This window comes from Humibacillus xanthopallidus (assembly GCF_006717145.1).
Classification (GTDB): Bacteria; Actinomycetota; Actinomycetes; order Actinomycetales; family Dermatophilaceae; genus Humibacillus; species Humibacillus xanthopallidus.
The window spans coordinates 655,535-679,037 of sequence record NZ_VFQF01000002.1; the positions used below are offsets into that span (position 1 = coordinate 655,535).

General features: G+C 72.4%; 20 protein-coding genes. 11 read left to right on the top strand and 9 right to left on the bottom strand.

The features are described from left to right. Window positions 1-2: 2 nt before the first annotated feature. Both FHX52_RS13850 and FHX52_RS13855 read right to left on the bottom strand, forming a co-directional pair. Complete coding sequence (locus FHX52_RS13850; protein WP_141822943.1) at window positions 3-380, bottom strand: DUF2256 and DUF3253 domain-containing protein; 378 nt, start codon at window positions 378-380, stop codon at window positions 3-5. 193 nt (window positions 381-573) lie between these two features. Further along, window positions 574-1,107: an aminoacyl-tRNA deacylase gene (locus FHX52_RS13855; RefSeq protein WP_141822944.1), complete on the bottom strand. Its 534-nt coding sequence runs from the start codon at window positions 1,105-1,107 to the stop codon at window positions 574-576. 125 nt (window positions 1,108-1,232) lie between these two features. Here FHX52_RS13855 and FHX52_RS13860 point away from each other — a divergent pair, with 125 nt between their 5' ends. Genes FHX52_RS13860 through hutI form a run of 3 tightly spaced genes read left to right on the top strand, consistent with a single transcriptional unit; the run spans window position 1,233 to window position 5,007 of the window. Further along, window positions 1,233-2,465 (top strand): allantoate amidohydrolase, encoded by a 1,233-nt coding sequence (locus FHX52_RS13860; RefSeq protein WP_141823702.1) that lies wholly within the window; start codon window positions 1,233-1,235, stop codon window positions 2,463-2,465. Beyond that, window positions 2,462-3,796 (top strand): formimidoylglutamate deiminase, encoded by a 1,335-nt coding sequence (locus tag FHX52_RS13865; protein WP_141822945.1) that lies wholly within the window; start codon window positions 2,462-2,464, stop codon window positions 3,794-3,796. The genes FHX52_RS13860 and FHX52_RS13865 overlap by 4 nt, the downstream gene beginning before the upstream one ends. Further along, on the top strand, window positions 3,793-5,007 hold the full coding sequence (gene hutI, locus FHX52_RS13870) for an imidazolonepropionase (protein WP_141822946.1): 1,215 nt from the start codon (window positions 3,793-3,795) through the stop codon (window positions 5,005-5,007). Before FHX52_RS13865 ends, hutI begins: the two co-directional genes overlap by 4 nt. A 12-nt stretch (window positions 5,008-5,019) precedes the next feature. Here hutI and FHX52_RS13875 read toward each other — a convergent pair whose 3' ends face one another. The 4 genes from FHX52_RS13875 to FHX52_RS24135 form a co-directional block, all read right to left on the bottom strand. Then, window positions 5,020-5,658 carry a hypothetical protein gene (locus tag FHX52_RS13875; RefSeq protein WP_141822947.1) on the bottom strand — a complete coding sequence of 213 codons (639 nt, stop codon included), beginning with the start codon at window positions 5,656-5,658 and terminating at the stop codon, window positions 5,020-5,022. After that, window positions 5,655-8,669 carry a hypothetical protein gene (locus FHX52_RS13880; RefSeq protein ID WP_141822948.1) on the bottom strand — a complete coding sequence of 1,005 codons (3,015 nt, stop codon included), beginning with the start codon at window positions 8,667-8,669 and terminating at the stop codon, window positions 5,655-5,657. Before FHX52_RS13880 ends, FHX52_RS13875 begins: the two co-directional genes overlap by 4 nt. A gap of 210 nt (window positions 8,670-8,879) precedes the next feature. Next, window positions 8,880-11,234: a peroxidase family protein gene (locus tag FHX52_RS13885; protein WP_141822949.1), complete on the bottom strand. Its 2,355-nt coding sequence runs from the start codon at window positions 11,232-11,234 to the stop codon at window positions 8,880-8,882. Next, window positions 11,231-13,870, bottom strand: coding sequence for a patatin-like protein (locus FHX52_RS24135; protein WP_221630602.1), 2,640 nt, complete (start codon window positions 13,868-13,870; stop codon window positions 11,231-11,233). The genes FHX52_RS13885 and FHX52_RS24135 overlap by 4 nt, the downstream gene beginning before the upstream one ends. A gap of 89 nt (window positions 13,871-13,959) precedes the next feature. Between FHX52_RS24135 and FHX52_RS13895 the strand changes: the two genes are divergently transcribed. Beyond that, window positions 13,960-14,484: an ester cyclase gene (locus FHX52_RS13895; RefSeq protein ID WP_185747287.1), complete on the top strand. Its 525-nt coding sequence runs from the start codon at window positions 13,960-13,962 to the stop codon at window positions 14,482-14,484. Between the two features lie 4 nt (window positions 14,485-14,488). After that, window positions 14,489-15,253, top strand: coding sequence for a hypothetical protein (locus FHX52_RS13900; RefSeq protein ID WP_141822951.1), 765 nt, complete (start codon window positions 14,489-14,491; stop codon window positions 15,251-15,253). Between the two features lie 35 nt (window positions 15,254-15,288). Here FHX52_RS13900 and FHX52_RS13905 read toward each other — a convergent pair whose 3' ends face one another. From FHX52_RS13905 to FHX52_RS13915, 3 genes are all read right to left on the bottom strand, one after another. Next, window positions 15,289-15,495, bottom strand: coding sequence for a DUF1918 domain-containing protein (locus tag FHX52_RS13905; protein ID WP_141822952.1), 207 nt, complete (start codon window positions 15,493-15,495; stop codon window positions 15,289-15,291). Window positions 15,496-15,578: 83 nt separating this feature from the next. Continuing rightward, window positions 15,579-17,033, bottom strand: a complete 1,455-nt coding sequence (locus tag FHX52_RS13910) for an MBL fold metallo-hydrolase RNA specificity domain-containing protein (RefSeq protein WP_141822953.1) — start codon at window positions 17,031-17,033, stop codon at window positions 15,579-15,581. A gap of 24 nt (window positions 17,034-17,057) precedes the next feature. Then, a complete protein-coding gene (locus tag FHX52_RS13915) occupies window positions 17,058-17,576 on the bottom strand; it encodes a DUF1918 domain-containing protein (protein WP_141822954.1) in 519 nt (172 codons plus the stop codon). Between the two features lie 228 nt (window positions 17,577-17,804). Between FHX52_RS13915 and FHX52_RS13920 the strand changes: the two genes are divergently transcribed. From FHX52_RS13920 to FHX52_RS13945, 6 genes are all read left to right on the top strand, one after another. Continuing rightward, window positions 17,805-19,460, top strand: coding sequence for a GAF domain-containing sensor histidine kinase (locus FHX52_RS13920; RefSeq protein WP_141822955.1), 1,656 nt, complete (start codon window positions 17,805-17,807; stop codon window positions 19,458-19,460). Further along, window positions 19,457-20,110, top strand: coding sequence for a response regulator (locus tag FHX52_RS13925; protein ID WP_141822956.1), 654 nt, complete (start codon window positions 19,457-19,459; stop codon window positions 20,108-20,110). The genes FHX52_RS13920 and FHX52_RS13925 overlap by 4 nt, the downstream gene beginning before the upstream one ends. A 78-nt stretch (window positions 20,111-20,188) precedes the next feature. Further along, window positions 20,189-21,016: a class I SAM-dependent methyltransferase gene (locus FHX52_RS13930; protein WP_141822957.1), complete on the top strand. Its 828-nt coding sequence runs from the start codon at window positions 20,189-20,191 to the stop codon at window positions 21,014-21,016. 84 nt (window positions 21,017-21,100) lie between these two features. Beyond that, window positions 21,101-21,880 (top strand): ABC transporter ATP-binding protein, encoded by a 780-nt coding sequence (locus FHX52_RS13935; RefSeq protein WP_141822958.1) that lies wholly within the window; start codon window positions 21,101-21,103, stop codon window positions 21,878-21,880. Next, window positions 21,877-22,638 (top strand): ABC transporter permease, encoded by a 762-nt coding sequence (locus tag FHX52_RS13940; protein WP_141822959.1) that lies wholly within the window; start codon window positions 21,877-21,879, stop codon window positions 22,636-22,638. The genes FHX52_RS13935 and FHX52_RS13940 overlap by 4 nt, the downstream gene beginning before the upstream one ends. 41 nt (window positions 22,639-22,679) lie before the next feature. Further along, complete coding sequence (locus FHX52_RS13945) at window positions 22,680-23,453, top strand: MerR family transcriptional regulator (RefSeq protein ID WP_141822960.1); 774 nt, start codon at window positions 22,680-22,682, stop codon at window positions 23,451-23,453. Window positions 23,454-23,503: the final 50 nt, after the last annotated feature.

The window sequence follows — 23,503 nt, forward strand, 5'->3', positions numbered from 1 at the left end:
GGTCAGCGGGGGCGGCGCACCCGGATCGGCCCCTTGGCGTGGTCCGGGTCGATGACCTGCCCACCCTGCGTGATCTGTGCGAGGCCGGCGCCGACGAGTCGCCGCGCGGCCATGCGTGCCGGCTCCATGAGCTCGCGCCAGTCGTCGGCGCCGACCGCGCGGGCGGCCTCGCTCGGGCACACAGACGCGTCGCTCGCCCGGGCGTCAAGCAGCGCCTCGAGCGTGTCCTGCAGCTGCAGGTCGACCTGGGTCAGGCCGTGCTTGCGGCAGCTGTCGGAGCACCACCGCACCGACTCCCAGTCGCGAGCCCACGCCTTGCGCCAGGTGATCGTGCGACCGCACCGGGCGCACGGCTTGGTCGGCAGGGGGGCTCGTGACATGGACCCAGTGTGCGCCCAGGCGACCGGAGGGGCGGTGGGCGGGGGCCAGAAGTGGCCACTCGACTCGGATGGGGCGGCCAGGTGTGGCCACTCGACTCGGATGGGGCGGCCAGGTGTGGCCACTCGACTCGGATGGGGCGGCCAGGTGTGGCCACTCGACTCGGAGGGGGCGGCCAGGTGTGGCCACTCGACGTCAGGGGCGGCGGGTCTCCTCGTCGGAGATGTCGGCGACGGTCGCGTCGAAGAGGCGGATGACGTCGTCGCCCTGCACGGTGAGGCCGACGCCGTGAGCGCCGCCGCCGATCGAGATCCGGCGACCCACGAGGTGTGTGTCGGCGATGACGGGCAGCCGGGTCACGGAGCCGAACGGGGTGATCGTGCCCCGCTCGTAGCCCGTGACCGCTCTGGCGGTGTCGGCGTCGGGCATCGAGATGCGGTTCGTGCCGAGCAGGGCCCGCACCTTGGCCCAGGAGAACGTGCGGTTGCCCGGCACGAGCACGAAGACGTGCTCGTCCTCCGAGCGGCGCACCACGAGGGTCTTGATGAGGTCGCGCGGCTCGATGCCCCGCGCGGCAGCAGCCTCCTCGAGGCTGGCGACCCGGCCGTGCCGGGTCACCGTGTGCTCGATGCCCGCCTCGCGCACCGCATCGACCGCCGGGGTGCGGATGGCGTCGGAGTCACTACGCTCGTCGGTGTCGTCGCGGTCAGGGGCACCCGAAGAGTCCATGTCGAACAGCCTAGTAACGTCGCCGGCGCAGCACGCCGGCCCCAAGATCGGAGATCGTCGTGACTGCCCCCCTCGACAGCGGCCCTGTCGACACCGCCCCCCTCGACAGCGCCCCCTTCGACCGGATGTGGGCGCAGCTCGAGGCCGTCGGCCGCGCGCCCGAGACGGGCGGCTACCGGCGCTTCGCGTGGACGCGCACCGACCACGACCTGCGCGAGTGGTTCGTGGGGGAGTGCACGGCGCGCGGTCTGGAGGTCGTCGAGGACCGGGCCGGCAACCAGTGGGCCTGGTGGGGTGACCCCGACGTCACCCCCGGTGTCGTCATCGGCTCGCACCTCGACTCCGTGCCCGACGGCGGGGCCTTCGACGGCCCGCTCGGCGTCGTCAGCGCGCTCGCCGTCGTCGACGCCCTGCGCGCCCGCGGAGTGCAGCCGGACGTGCCGCTCGGCGTCGTCAACTTCGTCGACGAGGAGGGGGCTCGCTTCGGCGTCGCCTGTGCCGGCTCACGCATCATCACCGGCGCCCTCGACGCCGACCGGGCGCGCTCGCTCACCGACGTCGACGGCGTGACGATGGCGCAGGCGTGGCGCGCCGCCGGCCGCGACCCCGACTTGCTCGGCCCCGACCCGGAGGCTCTGCGCCGCATCGGTCGCTTCGTCGAGCTGCACGTCGAGCAGGGCAAGGCTCTCGCGCTCGCGCCCGACGGCTCCGACGACCTCACGGACCCCTCGCGCGCCGTCGCAGTCGGCACCGACATCTGGCCGCACGGCCGCTGGCGCGTCGACCTGCCGGGTGAGGCCAACCATGCCGGCACCACCCGCCTCGAGGACCGGCACGACGCGATGCTCTCGCTCGCCGACGTCGTGCACGCCACCCGGTCGTATGCCGTGGGGCTGGGCTGCGTCGCCACCGTGGGCAAGGTGCACGTGCAGCCGGGCGGGGTCAACGCCATCGCGAGCCACGTCACGGCCTGGCTCGACGCGCGCGGGCACAGTGCGCCGGCGGTGCGAGCCACCGTGGAGGCCGTCACCGCCGAGGCCGAGCGACTGGGCGGCACCGTGCGCGAGGAGTCGTGGACGCCGACCACCGACTTCGACGCGTCGCTCGTCAGCCGCCTGCGCGATGTCCTGCCCGACGCCCCCCTGCTCGGCACCGGGGCGGGGCATGATGCGGGGATCCTTGCCACACACGGGGTTTCGGCTGCGATGATCTTCGTGCGCAATCCCACAGGAGTTTCACACTCACCTGCCGAGTCCGCGACCGCCGAGGACTGCCACCATGGGGTGGCAGCGCTCGCTGCCGTCGTCACCGACCTCTGCACCCGGAAGGACGCCGCCCCCATGAGAGACGCCCGATGACCGCCTACTGGTGCGAGAGCGCATGGCTCACAGGCGGATTCGCCCGCAGGGTTCGACTCGTCACGCAAGAGGGACTCATCAAGGACGTCCTCGTCGGGGCCGACCCCGAGCCCGACGACATCCGCCTCGCGGGTGTCACGCTGCCCGGCATGGCCAACGCCCACAGCCACGCCTTCCACCGGGCCCTCCGTGGCCGGGTCAACGGCGGGGGCGGCAACTTCTGGAGCTGGCGCGAGCAGATGTATGCCGCGGCCGAGCAGCTCAACCCCGACACGTACTTCGCCCTGGCGCGCGCCGTCTTCGCCGAGATGGTGCTCGCCGGCTTCACCGTGGTCGGCGAGTTCCACTACGTGCACCACCGCCCCGGCGGCCAGCCCTACCGGGACCCGAACGCCATGGGCCTCGCGGTGCGCCAGGCCGCTGAGGAGGCCGGGATCCGCCTCACGCTGCTCGACACCTGCTACCTCGAGGGCGGCCTCAACGGAGGTGGCCACATCGAGCTGCACCCCGGGCAGCGGCGCTTCAGCGACGGCACCGTCGACAAGTGGGCCGAGCGCATGGCGGCGCGCTCGCCGGAGACCGACCGGGTGCGGCTCGGGGCTGCGATCCACTCCGTGCGTGCCGTGCGCCGAGAAGACCTGCCGCAGGTCGTGGCGGCCGCGGGGTCGCTGCCGCTGCACGTCCACCTCTCGGAGCAGCACGGCGAGAACCTCGCCTGCCAGATGTTCTACGGCCACACGCCGACCGAGCTGCTCGACGAGGCCGGGGCGCTCGGCAGCAACCTCACGAGCGTGCACGCGACGCACCTGACCGAGCACGACATCGAGCTGCTCGGGGGCACGGGCACCGGGGCGTGCATCTGTCCGACGACCGAGCGCGACCTCGCCGACGGCATCGGCCCGAGCCGGGCCCTGCACGACGCCGGCAGCCCGATCTCGCTCGGCACCGACCAGCACGTCATCATCGACCCGTTCGTCGAGCTGCGTGGCATCGAGATGCACGAGCGCCTCGTCACCAACGAGCGTGACCGCTTCTCGGCCAACGACCTGCTCCTCGCGGGCTCCTTCAACGGCTACCGGGCGCTCGGCTGGTCGGACGGCGGCCACCTCTCCAAGGGTGCCCTCGCCGACTTCGTCACGGTGCGCACCGACACGGTCAACACGGCGGGCTCGGCCCCCGAACAGATCATCTACTCGTCCGTCGCCGCCGACGTGTCGACCGTCGTCGTCGGCGGTGACGTCGTCGTCAGTGACGGTCGGCACCGCATCGGCGACGTGGGCCGTCTGCTCGGCCTCTCCATCCAGAGGGTCGCCGGAGCCGTGAACTCGTGAGCGTCCTCCTCACCGGTATCACGGAGCTGACGACGAACGACCCCGAGCGCAGCGAGCACGCCGGTGCCGGCACCGACCCGGGCGACCGCCTGCTCGGGATCGTCCGTGACGCCGCACTTGTCGTGTCGGACACCGGCCCCGACGCCGTCGTCGAGTGGGTCGGCCGCGCGGCAGACGCTCCCGACGCCGACGAGCGGCGCGACCTCGGTGGTCGCGCCGTCATCCCCGGCTTCGTCGACTCCCACACGCACCTCGTCTTCGCGGGCGACCGCTCGGCGGAGTTCGCCGCCCGCATGACCGGCACGCCCTACGACGGCGGCGGAATCGCCGTCTCGGTCGCCGCGACCCGCGCCGCCTCCGACGAGGAGCTGCGCGCCCACGTGGCGTCGCGCGTCGCCGAGATGCGGGCGCAGGGAACGACGACGGTCGAGATCAAGAGCGGCTACGGCCTCACCGTGGAGGACGAGCTGCGCTCTCTCCGCATCGCACGCGAGTTCACCTCTCACACAACGTTCCTCGGGGCCCATGTCGTGCCACGAGAGCACGCTGCCGACCGGACGGCATACCTCGAGCTCGTCGTCGGTCCGATGCTGGACGCCGTCGTCGCCGCGGGCGGCGCCGCGCTGGCCGAGAGCATCGACGTCTTCTGCGAGCCGCACTCCACCCACGCCTTCGACGGTGACGAGGCACGGGTCGTCCTCGAGGCCGGGCGGGCCGCGGGGCTGGCGCTGCGGGTGCACGGCAACCAGCTCGGCCACGGCCCGGGGGTGCAGCTCGCCTGCGAGCTCGAAGCACGAAGCGTCGACCACTGCACCTACCTGAGCAGTGCCGACGTCGACGCGCTCGTCGCCGCTCGTGGATCGACGGTCGCGACCCTCCTTCCGGGAGTGGAGTTCTCGACGCGTTCGCCCTACCCCGACGCGCGCCACCTCATCGACGCGGGTGTCGACGTGGCCCTGGCCAGCGACTGCAACCCGGGCACCTGCTACTCGTCCTCGATGCCTTTCGCCATCGCCCTCGCAGTGCGCGAGATGGGGATGACGCCGGCAGAGGCACTCCACGCCGCGACGGCGGTGTCGGCCCGGTCGCTCGGCCTCGACCGTCGCCTCGCACCGGGCCGGCCGGCCGAGCTCGCCGTCATCGACGGGCCGAGCCACCTGCACCTCGCCTACCGCGCCGGGGTGCCGATTGTGCGCGCCCTCGACCTCTAGGCGGGACCGGGTTCAGGTCGCCGGCGCGGGTGGGGGGTGACCTACGGCGTCACCGAGCAGCGGCAGACCGCTGCCGAGATGCACCATGAGGGGCAGCTGGAAGTGGCCCGAGCGTGACGCGAGGGGCTTGTCGCCCACCGCGAGCGTCCCTTCGAGGTCGCACACGCCGGAGTGCAGCGAGACGAGCAGGCCGTCGCGGACCGTGGCGACCGCGGCCTTGAGCGCGAAGGTGAGCGAGAGGTCGAACTCCACTGTCGCGAGAGGTACGTCGTCAAGCCGCAGCTCGAGTCGGGGCTGGTGGCTCGACGTGATGGAGTGGGTGGCGAGGTCGAGCACCTCGCTGCTGCCGAGCGCGGCCCGCGTGCGCTGGGCGGCCGCGTGCAGGTCGCCGAACTTGCGCCACCCCTCGAGGATGAGGGTGTCGAGCCCGATGTCGAGCAGGTCGTGGGCCACGGAGGCGATCTGGCCACCCACCGCGTCCAGGCCCGCCTTCGACAGGGTGCGCAGGCCCGAGGTCGCGGCGCCCACGACTCCGTTCTCCTTGAGTGCGTCGGCGAGCTGCTGCACGGAGTCGTCGCCACCGCCGAAGAGGAACGCGGCGGCACTGAGGCTGGGGGCGGCTGTGGCGGTGGCTGTGGCGGTGGTAGTCATCGGTCCTCCTCGGTGGCGATGTCGACGCGTGCAGGGTCCGACCGCGGCACGAGACGGATGCCGACGGAGGGGCCCGCGTCAGGCTCCCGGCCGGCGCTGACGCTGCCCTGCATGGGTGTCGCCGTCACGAGGACGTGCTGGCTGACCCAGCGCCGCTGCCTCCGGTTGCGCGCGCTGTTCGCCGCAGCGGCGAGGACGACGACGGCGAGGGCGATCAGGAGCCATACGAACCAGCCCGGGCCGGTTGCGGGCGCCGCCGGCAGCGTGAAACCCACCTGCTTGATCGGGCGGCCGTCGATGGCGGTGACCTGGGCGGTTCCGGTTCCTGGAGCGGAGCCGGCGCCGGCTCCGCCGGGTGGGTCGCCGGAGACCGTCGTGGCGGCGACGATGGTGCCATCGGCGGCGATCGTCGTGACGTCCTGCACCGCCCGGTCGTCGACGAGGACGACGACGGGACAGGTCGCGAAGCGTGAGGCGAAGACCCCGTCGACGCGCACCGACGCGGCGCCACCGTCGGCAGGCTGCGTCGTCACGGTCAGCGTCGTGAGGTCATCGGGCGCCACGAGGCAGGAGCCGGGGCCGGCCCGCACGTCGAGGGACGCCTGCCCCGTGAGCGTCGTCGCGGCCACCGCACGCAGGTCGGAGCGGGAGGACAGCGAGCGCGAGACGCTGACGCCGGCAGCGCGGGCAGTCACCTCGGGTCCGTGCGCGACGGCCGGGACGACGTCCAGGGGCGCGCCCCGGGCCATGCCCTGAGCCCTGCCCTGAGCCCTGGCGGGGGCCGCGCTCGCCACGCCGGTGAACGTGCCCGTCACCGTATGCGGCCCGGGGGTGGTCGCGACGCACGTGGCGCCTGCGCAGGACCCGTCCGGCGACATCACGAAGGTCGTCTGGCTCGTCAGGTCGGCGACCGGAGTGCCGAACGTGTCGACGCCGGTCGCGACGTAGGTGACTCCGGCGCCCGCGTCGGCCTGGGCGGTGCCGGGGCTCACCTGGATGTTCGCGACCACGCCGGGCGTGCGGTCGGCCACCCCCCGCTTGGGGATGACCTCGACCGGCACGACGTCGGTGACCGCCCCGCCGGTGGTGTAGAGCGTCCCGGTCACCGTGTGCCTGCCCAGCTTTCCGGCCGAGCACGCCTGGTCGGTGCACTGCCCGTCGGGCGTGATCGCGAAGGCCGAGTAGCGGGTGAGGTCGGTGACGACGGCGCCGCCCTTCCCCACCCCGACGGCGGTGAAGGTCGCTGTCTGGTCGGGGCGGGTCTGGGCGAAGCGCGGGTTGAGCCGGATCCCGGTGATGTCGGTCGCGACGACGAGCACGGCGGCGCTGGTGGTGACCGTGTCGGGGCCCAGGTCGGCTGAAGCCGTGACCGTGTGGGCTCCGACCTTGGCGGCCGAGCAGGTCTGGCCGGTGCAGGTGCCGTCCGGCCCGATGGCGACGGTCGTCGAGACCGTGAGCTCGGCGAGCCGGTTGCCGTAGCCGTCGGTGCCGTAGGCGCGGAAGGGCACCTTCGCGCGGACGGTCGCGACCGCACTGGGCGGGTCGAGCTGAAGCTGCTGCAAAGGACCGGGGGTCACCCCGACGACCGCGGCGCCGCGCACCTGCGACCCGCCCTCGGTGACGATGGCCGCGATCTCGTAGGTCTTCGCCCGGGTGGCCGTGCACGAGGCGCCCGTGCACCGGCCGGGTGCGGTCATCGTGAACGTGGCCCGGGCGGTCAGATCGCCGACCGGGTTGCCGAAGGTGTCCGTGCCCTGCGCCCGGACGTCCACCGGCTGCCCCGCCGAGACGTTGGCCCTTGACGGCGAGACCGTGAGCGTCGCGACCGGCCCGGGGTCGACGACGAGCGTGGCCGTGCCGGTGACCTGACGGCCGGCGACGTCGACGGTGCCTCGGACGGCATACTGCTGGGCCTTGGTCGCGGCGCAGGTCGAGCCGGTGCAGCTGCCCGGCGCCGACATCGTGAAGGCCGTGCGTCCGCTGACGTCGCCTAGCGGGTTGCCGAACCAGTCGGTGCCGACGGCGCGGAAGGACACCGCCCGGCCTGCGACGGCGCGCGCCTGCTGCGGGACGAGCGTCACCCGGCCCAGTGGTCCGGGCAGCACCCGGAGGGCCGCCGAGGCGCGGAACGTCCCGTCCGGGATCGTGACGGTGCCGACCACCGTCGCGGAGCCGGCTCGCGTCGTGGAGCACACGGGGCCGCTGCACCGGCCCGGGGCCGTGATCCGGAAGGTGGTGAGGGCGGTGAGGTCGACGACCGTCCGGCCTGTCGCATCCAGGCCGCGGGCGGCATACGTCACCGTGCCGCCGGCGGTGATCGTCCGCGCCGACCCGTCGATGCGCACCGCGGTGACGTGGCTCGTCGAGGGCCCCGGCGTGGGAGTCGGACCGGGCTGCGGCATGGGACCCGGTGTCGGGGTGGGCGGTGGAGGAGGCGGAGGTGGTGGTGGAGGAGGTGGTGGTGGAGGCGGCGGCGGCGGAGGAGGCGGAGGGACGGGCTGGGGGCGGTGCTTCGGCACGACCTGCACCTCTGCGGTGCCGCGGACCGAGGTGCCGCCGCTCGCGAGAACGGCTGTGACAGTGTGCCGCCCGAGGTGGCTGGCCGCGCACGTCGCCGCAACGCACGAGCCGTCCCGGTGCGCGAGGGCGCCGCCGGTAGCGGTGAACGAGATCGAGAACCTCGTGCCCGCCGTGACGTCGCCGAGGCGACGGCCGGAGGCGTCGAGGGCCACCGCCGTGTAGGTCACCCGCTGGCCGGGCGTGACGAACGTGCGTCGTGGTGTGAGGACCAGCCGCGCCACCCGCGACGCGGGCCGCGAAGTAGGCCCGGATCGCGTTGGGGCGGTGGGCGATCCGGCGTTCTTGACGGCTGTCTTGACGGTGGACTTCGACGTCGAGGTGCTGGTCTGCGTCGACGGCTTGGCCTTGCCCGGGTCGGCCAGGGCGGCACCTGAGCCGACGAGGCTGAGGGCCAGACCCGTCGCGGCGACGGAGGCGAGCAGCCGGCCCAACAGCGGATGGCCCGCGGCAGTCGGTCGCCGCGAGATCCTGGTTTCTGGCCCCCCGATGCTGTCAACACGACGCGGCACTGGAGCCTCCCGCTGCTCATTGCACACCCGAGAGGCACGCCCGCGGACGCGTTTGCACGGAATGGCCTGCAACGTGGGGAGATTGAGGTGGTTTATGTCTCCTCGACGGAGTCGTGACGTTCGTGGCGGCGCCTACTGCTGCGCCGCGTCACCGGCCCAGGGGTCCGGTCCGAGGCCCTTCGTGCACGCCCGAAGCGGGTGCCGCTCCTCCGTGAGCCTGCCCTCGTCCCACGGCTCGAACGCGTTGGAGATGTTGGCGAGGCCGGTCGACGCGAGCGCTGGGATGTTGCGCAGCAGCACGTTCTTGAACGTCGCGTCGTCCACCCAGGCGAGCCCCTCGGCGGTGTAGACCTCGGATCGGTAGTCGTCGGTGTAGAACCGGTCGCCGAGCAGCCGCCAGCTCGCGTTGAGGATGAAGATCTGGAAGAGCGTCTCGCCGAAGCCGAAGGCGGTCGGCCGGTGTGCCTCCGTGAGCGTGCCGATGAGCAGGTCCATGTCGTCGACGTTGTCGCGGCCCTGGTCGTCGGTCCCGTAGAGGTCGCGCAGGTTGGCCACGACCTCCGCGTCGTCGATGAGGACGTCGAAGGTGTGGATCGGCTTGAGGCCGATCTCGCGCCGCAGCTGGTTGTAGGTCGGCACCCCGCGCTCGCGGTCGCGGTAGAGGTCGACGGAGCCCATGTCCATGACGCCGATCCCGGGCAGTGAGATGTCCTGCATCGACGCGGGGTAGTTGTTGTTGACGAGCGCTCCCGGTGCCTGCTCGCCGAAGGTCCGGGCGAGCGCCTCCATGCCGTACGCGTGGATCATCCGCGGGGAGTTGGCGTGCCGCGTCCGCCCCAGCGGCACGTCGTCGTTGGGCGTGCCGTCGAGGTCCCTCACGTTGACGACGTCGGGCAGCAGCGAGTGCATGCGGTAGACGGCTGTGAACTCCTCGCTGAGGCCGTACTTCGCGAACGTGCCCTGCGGGTTGCCGACGATGCCGCCGAGCTCGCGGCTCGTGATCGGGATGTCCTCGAGCACGTGCTTGTGCTTGCCGCCGAAGGCGTTGGTGATCAGGCCGTACCAGTTGCTCATCATCCCGTCGTTGAGCGAGTGGTTGGGCAGGATCGCGGGTGTCCACTCGACGGTGTGGATCTTCGCCATGACCGCGGCGTTGACGAGCCGCGCCGTCTGGAAGAGCGTCTCGTCGTCCCAGTCGGGGTGGTGCTCGGCGAGCATGTCGCAGATCGCGTTGTGCTCCCGGACGAAGAGGGTGTGGAGCAGCCCGACCCCGACCCACCAGTTGCGGGTGAAGCCCGTGACCTCGGTGCCGGTCTCGGCGTCGGTGGGCAGCGTGCCCTCCTCGGTCACCGTCAGCCGGCCGCCCTCCATGGAGCGCACCCGCTGCTGGGTCTCCCAGTCGCTGCCGTAGAGCTGCGACCCGTCCCACCAGTGCGTCACCTCGTTGAGGAACGTCGGCGGCAGCCCCTCGTCCTCCGGCCGTCGGGTCGGGTCGGCGTCGGACCGGTGGATGGTCAGGTGGTCGATGCCGTAGGAGCGCAGGGGGTCGTCCTCGGCGAGCGGGATCTCGGCCGTGAGGGTCGAGTCGTTCGAGCCGTGGCTGACCCAGTCGGAGTTCTGGAACTGGATCCACGCTGCCGCCCAGAGGTTGAGGAAGGGCACGGTCTTGCGCTCACCCTTCGTCGTGAGCAGTCGGCGGCTCAGCTCGCGCACGCTCACGGGGTCGGTGGCTGGGTCGGCCGGCGGGTGGATGCCCGCGAGCCCGCGGTCGTCGCCCACGTTGTGGAAGAAGCGGGTGTATGCCGCCCCGACCATCGGGTCGTAGCGGCCGTCAGCGTCCTTGAGCAGGTAGTTCCACGACCCGTCGGCGCTGCGCCAGCGGTGCGCCCACTCGGGCGGCTCGGCGGCGTCCTCGACGTAGCCGGTCTTGGCGCCCTGCGGGTACGGGCGGACGAGGTTGTTCTCGAAGAGCGTCTCGCGCATGTAGGCGAGCCGGAGGATCTGGTACCACTTGCGCATCGGCCCGGGCAGGCCCTCTCCGGCGGTGTACCAGTTGGTCCAGATGGGTCCGCTGACGCCTCCCCGCCCGGCGAGGCGCGTCAGGCCGTGGAAGACCACGGAGCCGCCGGTGCCGACCGCGCGGCCGACCGCCACGCGGACGGTGTCGCCGACGTCGTGCGGTGGGCGCGGGTTCGCTGCGGGCTTGGGCAAGTACGGCGGCGGCACGAGCGACTCGCCCGCGGCGACCTCCGCGTAGCGGGCGCGAAAGACCGGGGTCTGCTGCTCGCCGCGGCTCACGGCACTCGCGGCGGCGGTCTCGGCGCGTTGCAGCTTGTGCTCGAGGACGGCCCCGTCGAGGCCGGCCGCGATGGCCTCTCGGTAGGAGGCCGCGGCCTCCTCGTAGCGCTCGGCGAGCATGTGGAGGTCGCCTGCGGACACGGCGTTGCCGGGGAGGTCGCTGGCGGGGGTCGGCGCGGTGGTGGTCATGCCGGTGTCCTCTCTGAGACGGGTGGTGGGTCGAGCGCAGGGGGTGGGGTGACGCGAACGGGTCGGGCAGCCCGGCGAGACCGTCGTCTGAGCTGGAACAGGGCGACCCAGCCGGCGGCGATCACGATCCCGGCGAGGATGAGCAGCGCGGTCACGACGGCGGCCCACACGGGCACGCCGGTCTGGCGCTGCACCACCGTGACGGCGAGGGCCCCGAGGGTGACGAGCCAGAAGAGGCCGACGAAGATCTGACGGCGTCGCACCGGGAGGTGCTGCCAGCGCCAGGCCAGCGTCGCGAGCGAGGAGACCGCCCCCGACAGGAGGCTGATGCCGCGCGGGGTCTCGTCCTTGAGCAGCGTCGCGGTCGTCGTGGCGGCGTTGAGCAGCAGGGCAGAGGCGCGCGGCATACCGACCTCGCCGGCCAGCCGCTCGACGCCGACGTGGTTGAGGCCGAGCAGGCGCGCGAGCTCGTCCTGGCCGACTCCCGCGAGGCTCACCCGGCCGCTCGCGTCGTCGAGCGGGGTGCCGGCGGCGACGACGGCGTCCGCGAAGGCCTGGGCCTCCGGAGTGACGTTGGCCCCGGCCGTGCCGTCGTTGCCGATCTCGGCGGCGACGACGGGGAGCAGGTCGCGCAGGACGGCCGCCTCGATCGCGCGCAGGTGGTGGTCGAGCCGCCCGGTCCTCGTGAGCTCGTGGCCGCTTGCCTCGTCGAGCAGGCGCACGAGGCGCTCGGCGGCGTCGAGCCGCCCCCACATCCAGTCGTTGGCCCGCCACGACCGCTTGAGGAAGGCCGCGAAGTGCGCGAGCTGGACCCCGGCGAGCTTCTCGTCGGGGTCGTCCCGGCCGGCCGGGTCGATCGTCACGCGTTCGTCAGCGGTGAAGTGCGCCAGCCGGATCGTCTGGTCAGGGGGTGGGTCGGCGGGGCCGAAGGCCATCTCGATGACCTCGAACCCGAGGAGGAGGCGGCCCAGGCCCTCGGGTCCGGCCCCGTCGTAGAGCCGGACGAGGCCGGCGCACGTGCGAGTCGCCTCGGTCTGCGGCCCCGACACATGCGGTCGCACGGCGTCGACAAGCTGCCCCAGGTGCGCGCTGAGCCGGTCGACCAGGCCCTGGAGCTGGTCGACGTCGTCCGCGTCAGCCCAGCGCTGGAGGGCGATGACGACGGCGTCGTACGGCTCGTCGGGCAGATAGGAGATCTCCTCGAGGAGCAGGTCGTCGATGGAGCCGATCGTTCCGTAGGTGTCGGCGTCCTCGCGGATCGCACTCAGGCTGCGCTTGGTCGCGAGCAGCTTCGCGGCACTGGCGTCGTCGCCGGCCTCGGCGAGCACGAGGGCGCCGAGGTTGGTCCACGTGAGGAGCAGCGCTGCGAGCCGGCGCACGGGTGAGCCGCCCCAGGCGTCGCCGGCGCGCACGTCGTAGACGTCGGGCACCCAGGGCAGGACGACGGAGTCGGCGTCTCCGGCGATCCGGACGAGCTCGTCGGCCAGCCGGGGCGGCAGCCGGTCGGCCAGGCGCGAGAGCATCCGGTCGACCGAGCGCCGGTGCCGGGCCGCGCGGTAGGACGGGAAGAGCGCCTCCGCGACTCCGCTGAAGCGGCCCCAGGCCGCGGCCGGCTCGAGCGCGCCGAGCTGCCCGAGGAAGGCGGCTCTGGCCGCGCGGCGGCTGTGCACGTCGTTGTTGAGGTCGCGCACCTCGCTGACGAACTGCGCCAGCGACTGGTTGCGCGGGATGCCGACGCTCGACCGGCTCATGGTCCGTCCGAGGAGCGGCTCGACGAGGTCACCGGACTCCTGGGTCGCTCCGCCGGGGTCCGGCACGACGAGGGCGAGGGCACGGTGCACGCGCTCGCCCGCCGGCTGGCCGGCGATGGCCTCGACGGCGTTGCGAGCCGGCAGGTTGTTGAGCACCCCGCCGTCGACGAGGTAGGTCGGCACGACGGTGCCGTCGACGGCGAGCGCGGGTGCGTGCCGCGCCTCGAAGAGCCCGGCGGGGATCGCGCTCGCCTCGAAGGCTCCCGGGAACGAGGCCGTCGACCGGCAGGCCCGTGCCACCCGGGCGGAGGCCAGCGGGTCCTTGCTGAAGTGGAAGTCCTCGTCGGTGAAGCGGAACTCCACCGAGTGGTCGACCGTGCGCAGCACCGACTCGCCGTCGGAGATGCGCAGGACCTTGCCGTTGAGGTCGGTCGAGGTGAGCCGGATGTCGAGGGGTGGGTCGAGCACTATCTCCTCGCGCCCGCTGGCCGCCACCGACTCCAGGGCTCGTTGCAGGCTCGGGAGGAAGAACGTGTCGCCTCGGAGCAGCGACCGGATGCCGGCGGTCCGCGGTGGCTGGAGCAGCTGGGAGAAGTCGCCTGTCTCGATCCAGAGGTCTTGCAGCGCAACGAGATTCGGAGCATCGTTCGCCAGCCCGGTGGCGAGGAAGGCGCCGTTGAGGCCACCCGCGCTCGTGCCGACGACGACGTCGATCTCGACCGCGACGTCGAGCTCGTGGCACAGGTCGAGCCACTCCGGCTGTGCCTGCGGGTGGTCCTTGCCGGCACTGACGGCGCGCAGGAGCTCGTCGACCACCCCGCCGATCCAGATCGCGAGGCTCACGCCGCCGTTGAGGGCGAGCGCGAGCCGAACCTCTCGAAGCATCCAGCCTCCAGTCACCGGTAGCGGTCGGCGACACCGTCTTTCGACGGTATCGATCACGACCCCGCTTCCGCAGCCGTATGCTCCGAATCGTGGCTGACACCGACGTTCGGCTCGAGACTGTTCTCGAGCACATGCGGCTCGAGAACCTGCACGACTTCCCAGCATGCGCAGCGAAATTCGGCAAGGCGAAGTACGAGGTGCCGGCCGATGACATCGTCTACGACGGCGCCGACGCGGTGTGCGGGTTCCTCGACGAGAACAAGCTCGCCTTCCCCGACTTCCACTTCGAGCCGACCCGGGTCTCCCCGGCGCCGTCGACCGAGGTCGTCGTCGTCGAGGGACGGTTCCGCGGCACGCACCTCGGGGTGTGGCGCGGCTTGCCGGCGACGGGCCGCAAGGTCGACTTCCCGATGTGCCTCGTCTTCGAGTTCGAGGGCGACTCGATGGTCAGCGAGATCATCTACATGGACCTCTCGACCCCGCTCCAGCAGCTCGGTGTCGCGTTCAACCCCGACAGCGCCGAGTTCAAGCTGCAGACGGCCCTCAGCCACCCGATCACCCTCGGCCGCGCCATCATCGACAACCTGCGGGGCCGCTTCCGCCGGAAGACGTGACGCCGTGGACTGGGTCGTCAGCCTGATCTACGTCGCCCTGCTCGCGTGGGGCATGTCGGTCGGCATCCGGCAGATCATCCAGGGCAGGCGTCACCCGGAGCAGCTGCTCAACCCGCTGTTCTCGAACCGCCTGGCGCTGAACCTCTTCACGCTGCACATCGTCGTCGTCTCGCTCGACCTCTTCGTCATCGGGCCGTGGTCCGTCGCGAACAAGAGCACGCTCTGGTACTGGGGTGGCCGCATCCTGCTCGTCACGTCGTCGCTGCCGATCGCGGCGTTCTTCAACCGCAACCCGCAGTCCTTCGGCCGCCTCATCGGCACGTGGGTCGTCGCTCGCAACTTCTTCGAGTACGGCCTGCACATCCTCGTGGCCGCGATCGCGGTGCGCTGGGACCTCTACTACCTGCTGCTCTGGTGGATCGTCGCCTACCGCTACCTCGACGTCGGCCCGCGCCGTGCCCTCCAGAAGCTCTACGGAACGCCCGAGCTCAAGGCGGCGCGCCCGTGGGCGCCGGTCCTCAACTGGGTCGTCATCGCGAGCCTCTACGTCCTCACGTACTTCGTCGTCGCCGGCCAGTGGCTCGTCTTCGCCAAGGTGCCCGGCGACGACGTGCCGACCCACGTCGCGGCGACGTGGGAGTACGTCGTCGTCTTCACCGCCAACCTCGCCCTCGCGCTCGTCGTGTGGACGCGCGTCGCCGCCTACACGAGGTCGCTCATGGCGCGCGCCGAGGCCGCTCCCGCCGTGCAGGGCGTCGCGCCGCGCTGACACCGGCCCGGGGCAGGGCGCCCCGACGCGCTCGGTCAGGAGGGGGTGTCTGCCTCGACGTGCTCGCAGCGCAGCACCGAGCCGGGGCCGGGGTGGATGAGGCCGGTGTGGCCGTCGGTCCACTCCACAACGTAGGGCGGCCCGCCGGCCTCGCCTCTGACCTCCCGGATCGTGCCCTCGCGCGGACGCTGGCCCACGTGCTCGCCCGCCATCGTGATGCGGTCACCCACCCGTGCCTCCATGGCACACCTCCTCCTTCGTCGGGGTCCCGTGTCAAGGACACCACGTCGGGCGGCGGCTGCACAGCCCGCCGGCCCACTGATCCTCAGTCGAGCAGCACCCGCTCCCCGTAGCGCGGCACCGAGACGGCACAGTCGAACTCCCGGCGTATGCCGTCCGCCAGGGCCTGCGCGGCAGCGGGCTCCCCGTGGACGACGTGCACCGTCTCCGGGGTCTCGGGAAGCTCGCCCAGCCAGGCGAGCAGCTCGCCCGAGTCAGCGTGCACGGAGAAGTCGTCGAGGGTGACGATCTCGGCCCGCACGGGAACGTAGTGGCCGGTGATCTTCACCTCGCGGACACCCTCCTGGAGGTCGCGTCCACGCGTGCCGACGGCCTGGTAGCCGGTGAGCAGCACCGAGTTGCGCGACTGCGGCAGCAGGTGGCGCAGGTGGTGGATGACCCGGCCGCCGGTCGCCATGCCCGAGGCCGACACGATGATGCACGGGGTTCCGGGGGTGTTGAGCCGGATCGACTCCTCGGCCGTGTGGGCAGTCCGCAGACCGTGCAGCCGCCGCAGCCGCTCGAGGGCGTCGGGCCGCACCTCCGCGGCGTGCGCGGGGTCGCGGTAGATGTCGAGGGCGGCGAGGGCCATGGGGCTGTCGACCCAGACCGGCACGTCGGGGATGGCATGCCGCTCGACGAGGTCGGCGAGCGCGAGCAGCACGATCTCGGTGCGGTCGACCGCGAAGGCCGGGATGACGACCGTGCCCCCGCGGCCGATCGTGCGGCGGATGGCATCGGCCATGACGTGGTGCTCGAGGTCGACCTCGGGGTGGGCCCGGTCGCCGTAGGTCGACTCGATGACGACCGTGCGTGCGGCCGGGGGTCGAGCCCGGGGGAGCAGCACGGGGTGGTCGGGGCGACCGAGGTCGCCCGAGAAGAGCACGCTCCCGCCGCCGACCTCGACGAGGACGCTCGAGGACCCGAGGATGTGGCCGGCACGCACGAAGGTCACCTCGGCGCCGGCACCCGGCCCCACGCATACGGACTGGTTCGCGAGGCCGGCGGCAGGCGCCCGGCCGGCGCTGTCATCCGTGCGGACCGGCGGCAGCGGCTGCAGCGCGGCGATGGCGCGTTCCGCGTCGGCGACGTCGTAGAGGGGCAGCGGTGGGTCGTGCCGTGACCACCCGCCACGGCGCGCCCCCTCCGCCTCCTCCTCCTGCAGGTGGGCGCTGTCACGGAGGATGACCGCGGCGAGCGCTGCCGTGCCGGCCGTCGTCAGGGCCGGGCCGGTGAAGCCGCCGCGCACGAGCGCCGGCAGGTAGCCGCAGTGGTCGAGGTGGGCGTGCGTCAGCGCCACGGCGTCGATCGTGTCGGGCGGCACGGGGAAGTCCTCCCAGTTGCGCTGGCGCCAGCGCTTCTCACCCTGGTAGAGGCCGCAGTCGACGAGCAGCCGACCGCGCGCGCCGTCGATGAGGAACTTGCTCCCCGTCACGGTGCCCGCAGCCCCGTAGAAGGTCAGGGCCGGCGCCCGCGTGCGGGCCTGCGGGTGGTCGTCCATCTCGTCCTCCTGCGGCAGGGAGCGTCACGTCCGGCGGACGTGCGCCGGCTCGCCCGTGCGGGCCTCGATCGCGTGCTCCGCCGTCTCGACGAGGCGGTCCGCGAGGTGCCGGAGGGCTCGTGCGACGGCCACCTCGTCGCCGATCGTGGCCACGGCGTCGTCCGTGGACGACCGGTGGCTCGCGCCCCGGGCCGACAGCGGGCCCGGCGCGTCGGCGAGGAGCACGACGCTCGCTCGGGTGTCGTCGCCCGACTCGAGGATCGACACGCGCACGCTCCACTCGCGCACGTAGGTGACCGGCGCGGACGACGTGGAGTCCGCGTGGGCGTGCGCGGGTGCCGGTGCCCCGACCTCGTCGGCGGCGCCGAGACGCAGCACCGTCCCCGGCCCCGGGAAGATGAGGCCGGTGTGCCCGTCGGACCACCGGACGAGGTAGGGCGGTCCACCGTCCTCGCCTCTGACCTCGAGCACCTCGCCGTCGCGCGTCGGCTGGTCGATGTGCTCGGCCGCAAGGATGATGCGGTCTCCCACTCGTGCTCGCATGATGCCTCCCTCGCTCTGCGCGGGCCGTGGACCGGACCGGGGCGGCCGGTGGGTGGTGGGGCTGTTGCGCCCGGGCTCCCGCGACGTCTCCATGTCACCATCGCGGCCGGCGCGCGACGAGAGCCGAAGGTCCCGGTGATCGCCCCCGACCGGGCCGGCTGTACGGTCCGCCGAGGTCTGCGCCACGGTTCGGGTCGTGAGGGGCGTTCTGCTGCCTACGATCAGTGCATGGAGCAGCCTGACCTCAGGTCCCTGCTCGATGCGGTGGTTCCCTTCAGCGCCGATCTCGACCTCACTGGCGTTCTCCACCGGATCACCAGGGCTGCGTGTGAGCTCGTCGGTGCGAGGTACGGCGCGCTCGGCGTGCTCGGACCCGACGGCCGCCACCTCTCCGGCTTCTTCACGTTCGGCCTGCCAGAGGAGGAGCGCCGTCGCCTCGGGGCGCCGCCGACGGGCCGAGGTGTGCTCGGCCTGCTCATCCGCGACCCCCAACCGCTCCGGCTGCACGACCTGGGCGAGCACTCCGAGTCGACCGGCTTCCCCGAGCACCACCCCGTGATGCACTCCTTCCTCGGGGTGCCGATTCGCTTGCGCCAGCACGTCTTCGGCAACCTCTACCTCACCGAGAAGCTCGACGGGTCCGACTTCACCGAGGACGACGAAGCGCTCGTCGTGGCACTGGCAGCGGCGGCGGCTGTGGCCATCGACAACGCCCGGCTCTACGAGCGCAGCCAGACGCGGCAGCGGTGGTCCGTGGCGACGAGCGAGCTCGCGCAGTCGTTCCTCGAGGCCGACGACGAGCAGGCCTCGCTCGAGCTCATGGTGTGCCAGGTGCTCGAGGCGAGCTCCGCACAGGCAGTGGCGGTGGTCCTGCCCGATGCCGCGGACCGGCTCGAGGTCCGGGCGGTGTGCACGCTCGAGGACTCGGCTGGCGGCGGTCGCGACCTGCGCGGGTCGCTGCTCCTCGGCCAGTCCTGGACTGATGCCCTGGGCGCGCGCCAGCCGCTGCTCCATGTGCCGGGGGGAGCCTCCGACGCCCGTGCGGTGCCGGCGATCGAGGCGAGGCGGCTGCTCGGTCTCGACGAGTCGTCTCCGGTCGCCGTCGTGCCGCTGGCGGCTGGGCCGGTCGCGGTGGGGCTGCTGCTCAGTGGCTGGGGTCCGGGTGAGGAGCTCGTGGCCGAGGAGACCATGCCCGACCAGGTCGCCTTCGCCCTCCAGGCGGGAGTCGCGCTCACGGCAGCGCGCTCACATCTGGACCGGGCCACCATCGCCCTTCTCGAGGACCGTGAGCGCATCGCCCGCGACATGCACGACAACGTCGTCCAGCGGCTCTTCGCGACCGGGCTCTCGCTCCAGTCCACGACGCCGCTCGCCCAGCACCCGGTCGTCCACGCCCGCCTCAATGCCGCGGTCGCGGAGCTCGACAGCGCCATCACGGAGATCCGTCAGGCGATCTTCGGGCTGCACGCGCCTCAGCCGCCGGCGGCCCTGCCCTCCCGCATCGTCCAGATCGCGCAGTCGTATGCCGTGAGCCTGGGTTTCGCCCCCCAGGTGACCGTCGAGGGCGCCTGGGCGGACCCACTCGCGCCAGCCGTGCGCGCTGACGTCGAGGCGGTCGTGCGGGAGGGGCTGGCCAACGTCGCCCGACATGCCCACGCCTCGGCAGCCTGGGTGCAGGTGTCGGTGGGCCCGGCCATCGACGTCCAGGTCGTCGACGACGGCGTGGGCATCGACGGGCACCAGCCGCGCAGCGGGTTGGTCAACCTCGGCGCCCGCGCCGAGGCCGCAGGGGGCAGACTGAGCCTCGAGCCCGGTGAGCACGGCGGCACCCGCCTGCACTGGCACGTGCCCTCACCGGCGAGCCACGACAGGAGCAGCGGTTGACGACCAGCGTCTTCCTCCTCGACGACCACGAGATCGTGCGTCGCGGCCTGCGCGACCTCATCGAGGCGACCGGCGACCTCGTCATCGTCGGGGAGTCGGGCTCGGCCGCCGAGGCGACCCGGCACATCCCGGCCCTGCGGCCAGACGTCGCGGTGCTCGACGCCCGGCTGCCCGACGGGTCCGGTATCGACGTCTGCCGTGACATCCGGTCGGTCGACCCGACCATCCGGGTGCTCATCCTCACCTCCTACGACGACGAGCGCGCCCTCGTCGCCTCGGTGCTCGCCGGGGCCTCCGGCTACCTGCTCAAGGCCCTCTCCGGCGAGGGCATCGTCGAGGCCATCCGGCGGGTCGCGGGCGGCGACGACCTCACCGACCAGCCTCAGGTGAAGGCGCTCCGGGAGGGCTGGTCGGCGCGCGCCGAGACCGACCCCCGGCTGCGCTCCCTGTCACCGACCGAGCGACGCATCCTCGACCTCATCGCCGACGGGCTCACGAACCGCCAGATCGGCGAGCACCTCGGCCTCGCGGAGAAGACGGTGAAGAACTACGTGTCGACGGTCCTCGCCAAGATGGGCATGGAGCGCCGCACGCAGGCCGCGGTGTATGCCGCGACGCACCGCAAGGCCGAGCCGCCGCCCGGCGCGTGACCGCGGGCCAGGCGCACACGGCTGCACACGGCTGCACCTTCGGCCACGAGCGAGACGCTCCCGGGGCACACTGTCCACATGGACCGCGATGAGATGGTGGCAGGGGTTCGGAGAGTCTTCGACCTCATCGCCGACGACTACGACAACGTCGGTGTGTCGTTCTTCCAGCCGATCGCCGACGGGCTCGTCGACGCGGTCGGGGCCGCGCCGGGCGACCGCGCGCTCGACCTCGGCTGCGGCAGCGGCACCTCGAGCCGGGCCCTGGCGGCGGCGGTGGGCCCCGGCGGCTCGCTCGTCGGGCTCGACCTCAGCCCCGCCATGGTCGAGCGGGCGCGCCGCTCGCTCGAGGGAAGCCCGGTTGACGTGACCCTCCTCGTCGGGGACGCGAGCGACCCTGACCTGCCGGCGGCCTCCTTCGACGTGGCCATCTCCTCGCTGGTGCTCTTCTTCCTGCCGGAGCCCGCGGCCGCGCTGTCGCGGTGGGTCCGGCTGGTCGCACCGGGTGGCCGGATCGGCCTCAGCACCTTCGGGCCGTCGAACGAGCAGTGGCAGTCGCTCGAGGCTCCCCTGCGCGAGTTCATGCCACCGCTCGACCCGCGCAGCGTCGGGCCGCAGAGCCCGTTCGCGAGCGACGAGGGCATGGCGGCGCTGCTCGCCGACGCCGGAGCGACCGACGTCCGAACGACGTCGCGACGCGTCGAGTTCGGCTTCGAGGGCTTCGACCAGTGGCTGCGTTTCTCGCGGTCGGTCGGGCAGCGCGTGGCGTGGGAGCGGATGACGCAGGACGACACCGCCCGGGTGCTCGAGGAGACCCGCAGGCGGTTCGACGAGGCGGCTGCTCCTGACGGCACGCTGCCGGCCTGGCAGCAGGTCCGCTACACCGTCGGGTCGCTCCCGACGGGCTAGACGACATCCTTGACGGGCGGCCGCGGCGACGAGGCCGCCACGGGGCTTGACCTTGACGCTGCGTTAGGGTTGCAGCCTTGGTGCATGACCACACCAGCAGGCATCGAGATCGTCGGACTCACCAAGGCCTACGGCGACCACGCAGTGCTCGAGGGCGTCGACCTCGTCGTCTCCGCGGGCACCATCCACGCCCTGCTCGGCTCCAACGGGGCCGGCAAGACGACCGTCGTGAAGATCCTCTCCACTCTTCTGCGCCCCGACGGCGGGAGCGCAGCCGTGGCCGGCCACGACGTCGTGACCGCCGCGGCACGCGTCCGGGAGTCCATCAGCCTCACCGGGCAGTTCGCCGCCGTCGACGAGATCCTCACCGGACGCGAGAACCTCGTGCTCATCGCCGAGCTGCGGCGCATCGCCGACCCGGGTGGCGTGGCCGACGCCCTGCTGACCCGCTTCGACCTGACCGGCGTGGCCGGGCAGCGGGTCGCGACCTACTCCGGTGGACTGCGTCGCCGGCTCGACATCGCCATGAGCCTCATCGGCGAACCGCCCGTCCTCTTCCTGGACGAGCCGACGACCGGCCTCGACCCCCAGTCGCGCCTCGAGGTCTGGAAGACGGTGCGGGAGCTGGCCGGCCACGGCACCACGGTGCTGCTCACGACGCAGTACCTCGACGAGGCCGAGCAGCTCGCCGACCGTATCGCTGTGCTCCACGACGGCCGGATCATCGCCGACGGCACCCTCGCGGAGCTGAAGCAGCTGCTCCCGCCGACCACCGTCGAGTACGTCGAGAAGCAGCCGTCCCTCGAGGACATCTTCCTCGCGATCGTCGGTCACGACGGCGCCGCCACCAAGGAGACCCGATGACCACCCATGTCGTCCACGACACCGACGTCCTGCTGCGCCGCTCGCTGCGTCACATCCTGCGCAGCCCCGACACGATCATCACCACGGCCGTGACACCGATCGCCATGCTGCTGCTCTTCGTCTACGTCTTCGGCAGCGCGATCGACGTCGGGTCCGACTCGTACGTCAACTACCTCCTGCCGGGGATCCTTCTCATCACGGTCGCCTCCGGCATCGCCTACACGGCGTTCCGGCTCTTCACCGACGTGTCGGGCGGCGTCTTCGAGCGGTTCCAGTCGATGCCGATCGCCCGGCCGGCCTTCCTCTGGGGGCACGTGCTGACGTCGGTCGTGGCCAACCTCACCTCGCTCGTGATCGTCGTCATCGTCGCCCTGTTGATGGGGTTCCGCACGGGCGCAGGCGTGCTCGCGTGGCTCGCCGTCCTCGGCATCATGGTGCTCTTCACCCTTGCGCTGACCTGGCTCGCCGTGATCCCCGGGCTGACCGCGAAGTCGGTCGACGGGGTGAGCGGCTTCTCCTACCCGCTCATCTTCCTGCCCTTCGTCAGCTCGGCCTTCGTGCCGACCGAGGGCATGCCGGCCCCCGTCCGCTGGTTCGCCGAGCACCAGCCCGTCACCCCCATCGTCAACACCATCCGCGACCTCTTCGCCGGGCAGCCCGTCGGCGGCGAGGGCGTCATCGCGGTGGCGTGGTGCGTCGGGCTGCTCCTCGTCGCCTACGCCCTCGCCATGCGCACCTACCGCCGTAAGATCACGTGACCACCGGCGACAGCGGCCGTCGATGCTCGGACAATGGGGCGATGCTGACGATCAGCCAGCTCGCGGCCTACGCGGGCGTCACGGTGCGGGCGGTCCGGCACTACCACGCCAAGGGCCTGCTGCCCGAGCCCGAGCGCGACCACTCCGGCTACCGGCGCTACGACGCGGCAGCGGTCGTCGAGCTCATCCGGATCCGCACGCTGGCGGATGCGGGTGTCCCTCTCTCCCGGGTGCGCGAGCTCCTCGCTGCCGACGACGCAGAGTTCACGTCGGCCGTCGAGGACATCGACCGTCGCCTGCGGTCAGAGATCCGAGAGCTCCAGCGTCACCGCGAGCGGATCGCCAAGCTCGCCGCCGGCGACAGCCTCGCGCTCCCGGCCGAGGCGGCGTCCTACGTCGACCGCATGCGCCAGCTGGGCTTCGCCGAGCGGCTCGTCGAGGTGGAGCGTGACAGCTGGATCCTCATCGCGGCCCAGATGCCCGACGAGGTGGCGCCCCTCATGGCCATCAAGCGCGCCCAGATCGAGAACGACGTGATCCGCCGGCTCTACCTCAACCTGGGCGGCCTCGCCGACTGCTCGCCCGACGACCCGCGGCTGCCGGAGCTCGCCGACCGGGTCGTTGCCTTCATCGAGGCGGCCGAGGCCGAGAGTGAGGGGGTGGAGGACGAGCACCCCGTCAGCCCCGAGCTCGTCGCCCTGCTGGACGCGGCGTTCGTCGAGTCCTTTGCCTGCGCTCCGCAGCTGCTGACCCTGCTCGAGGAGCGCGGCTTCACGGGTTGGACCGACATCCGGCGGACGACGCCCACGTCGTGATCGGGGTCGCCCGACGGGCCGGACGGCATACCGGCCCGTCGGATCACCCT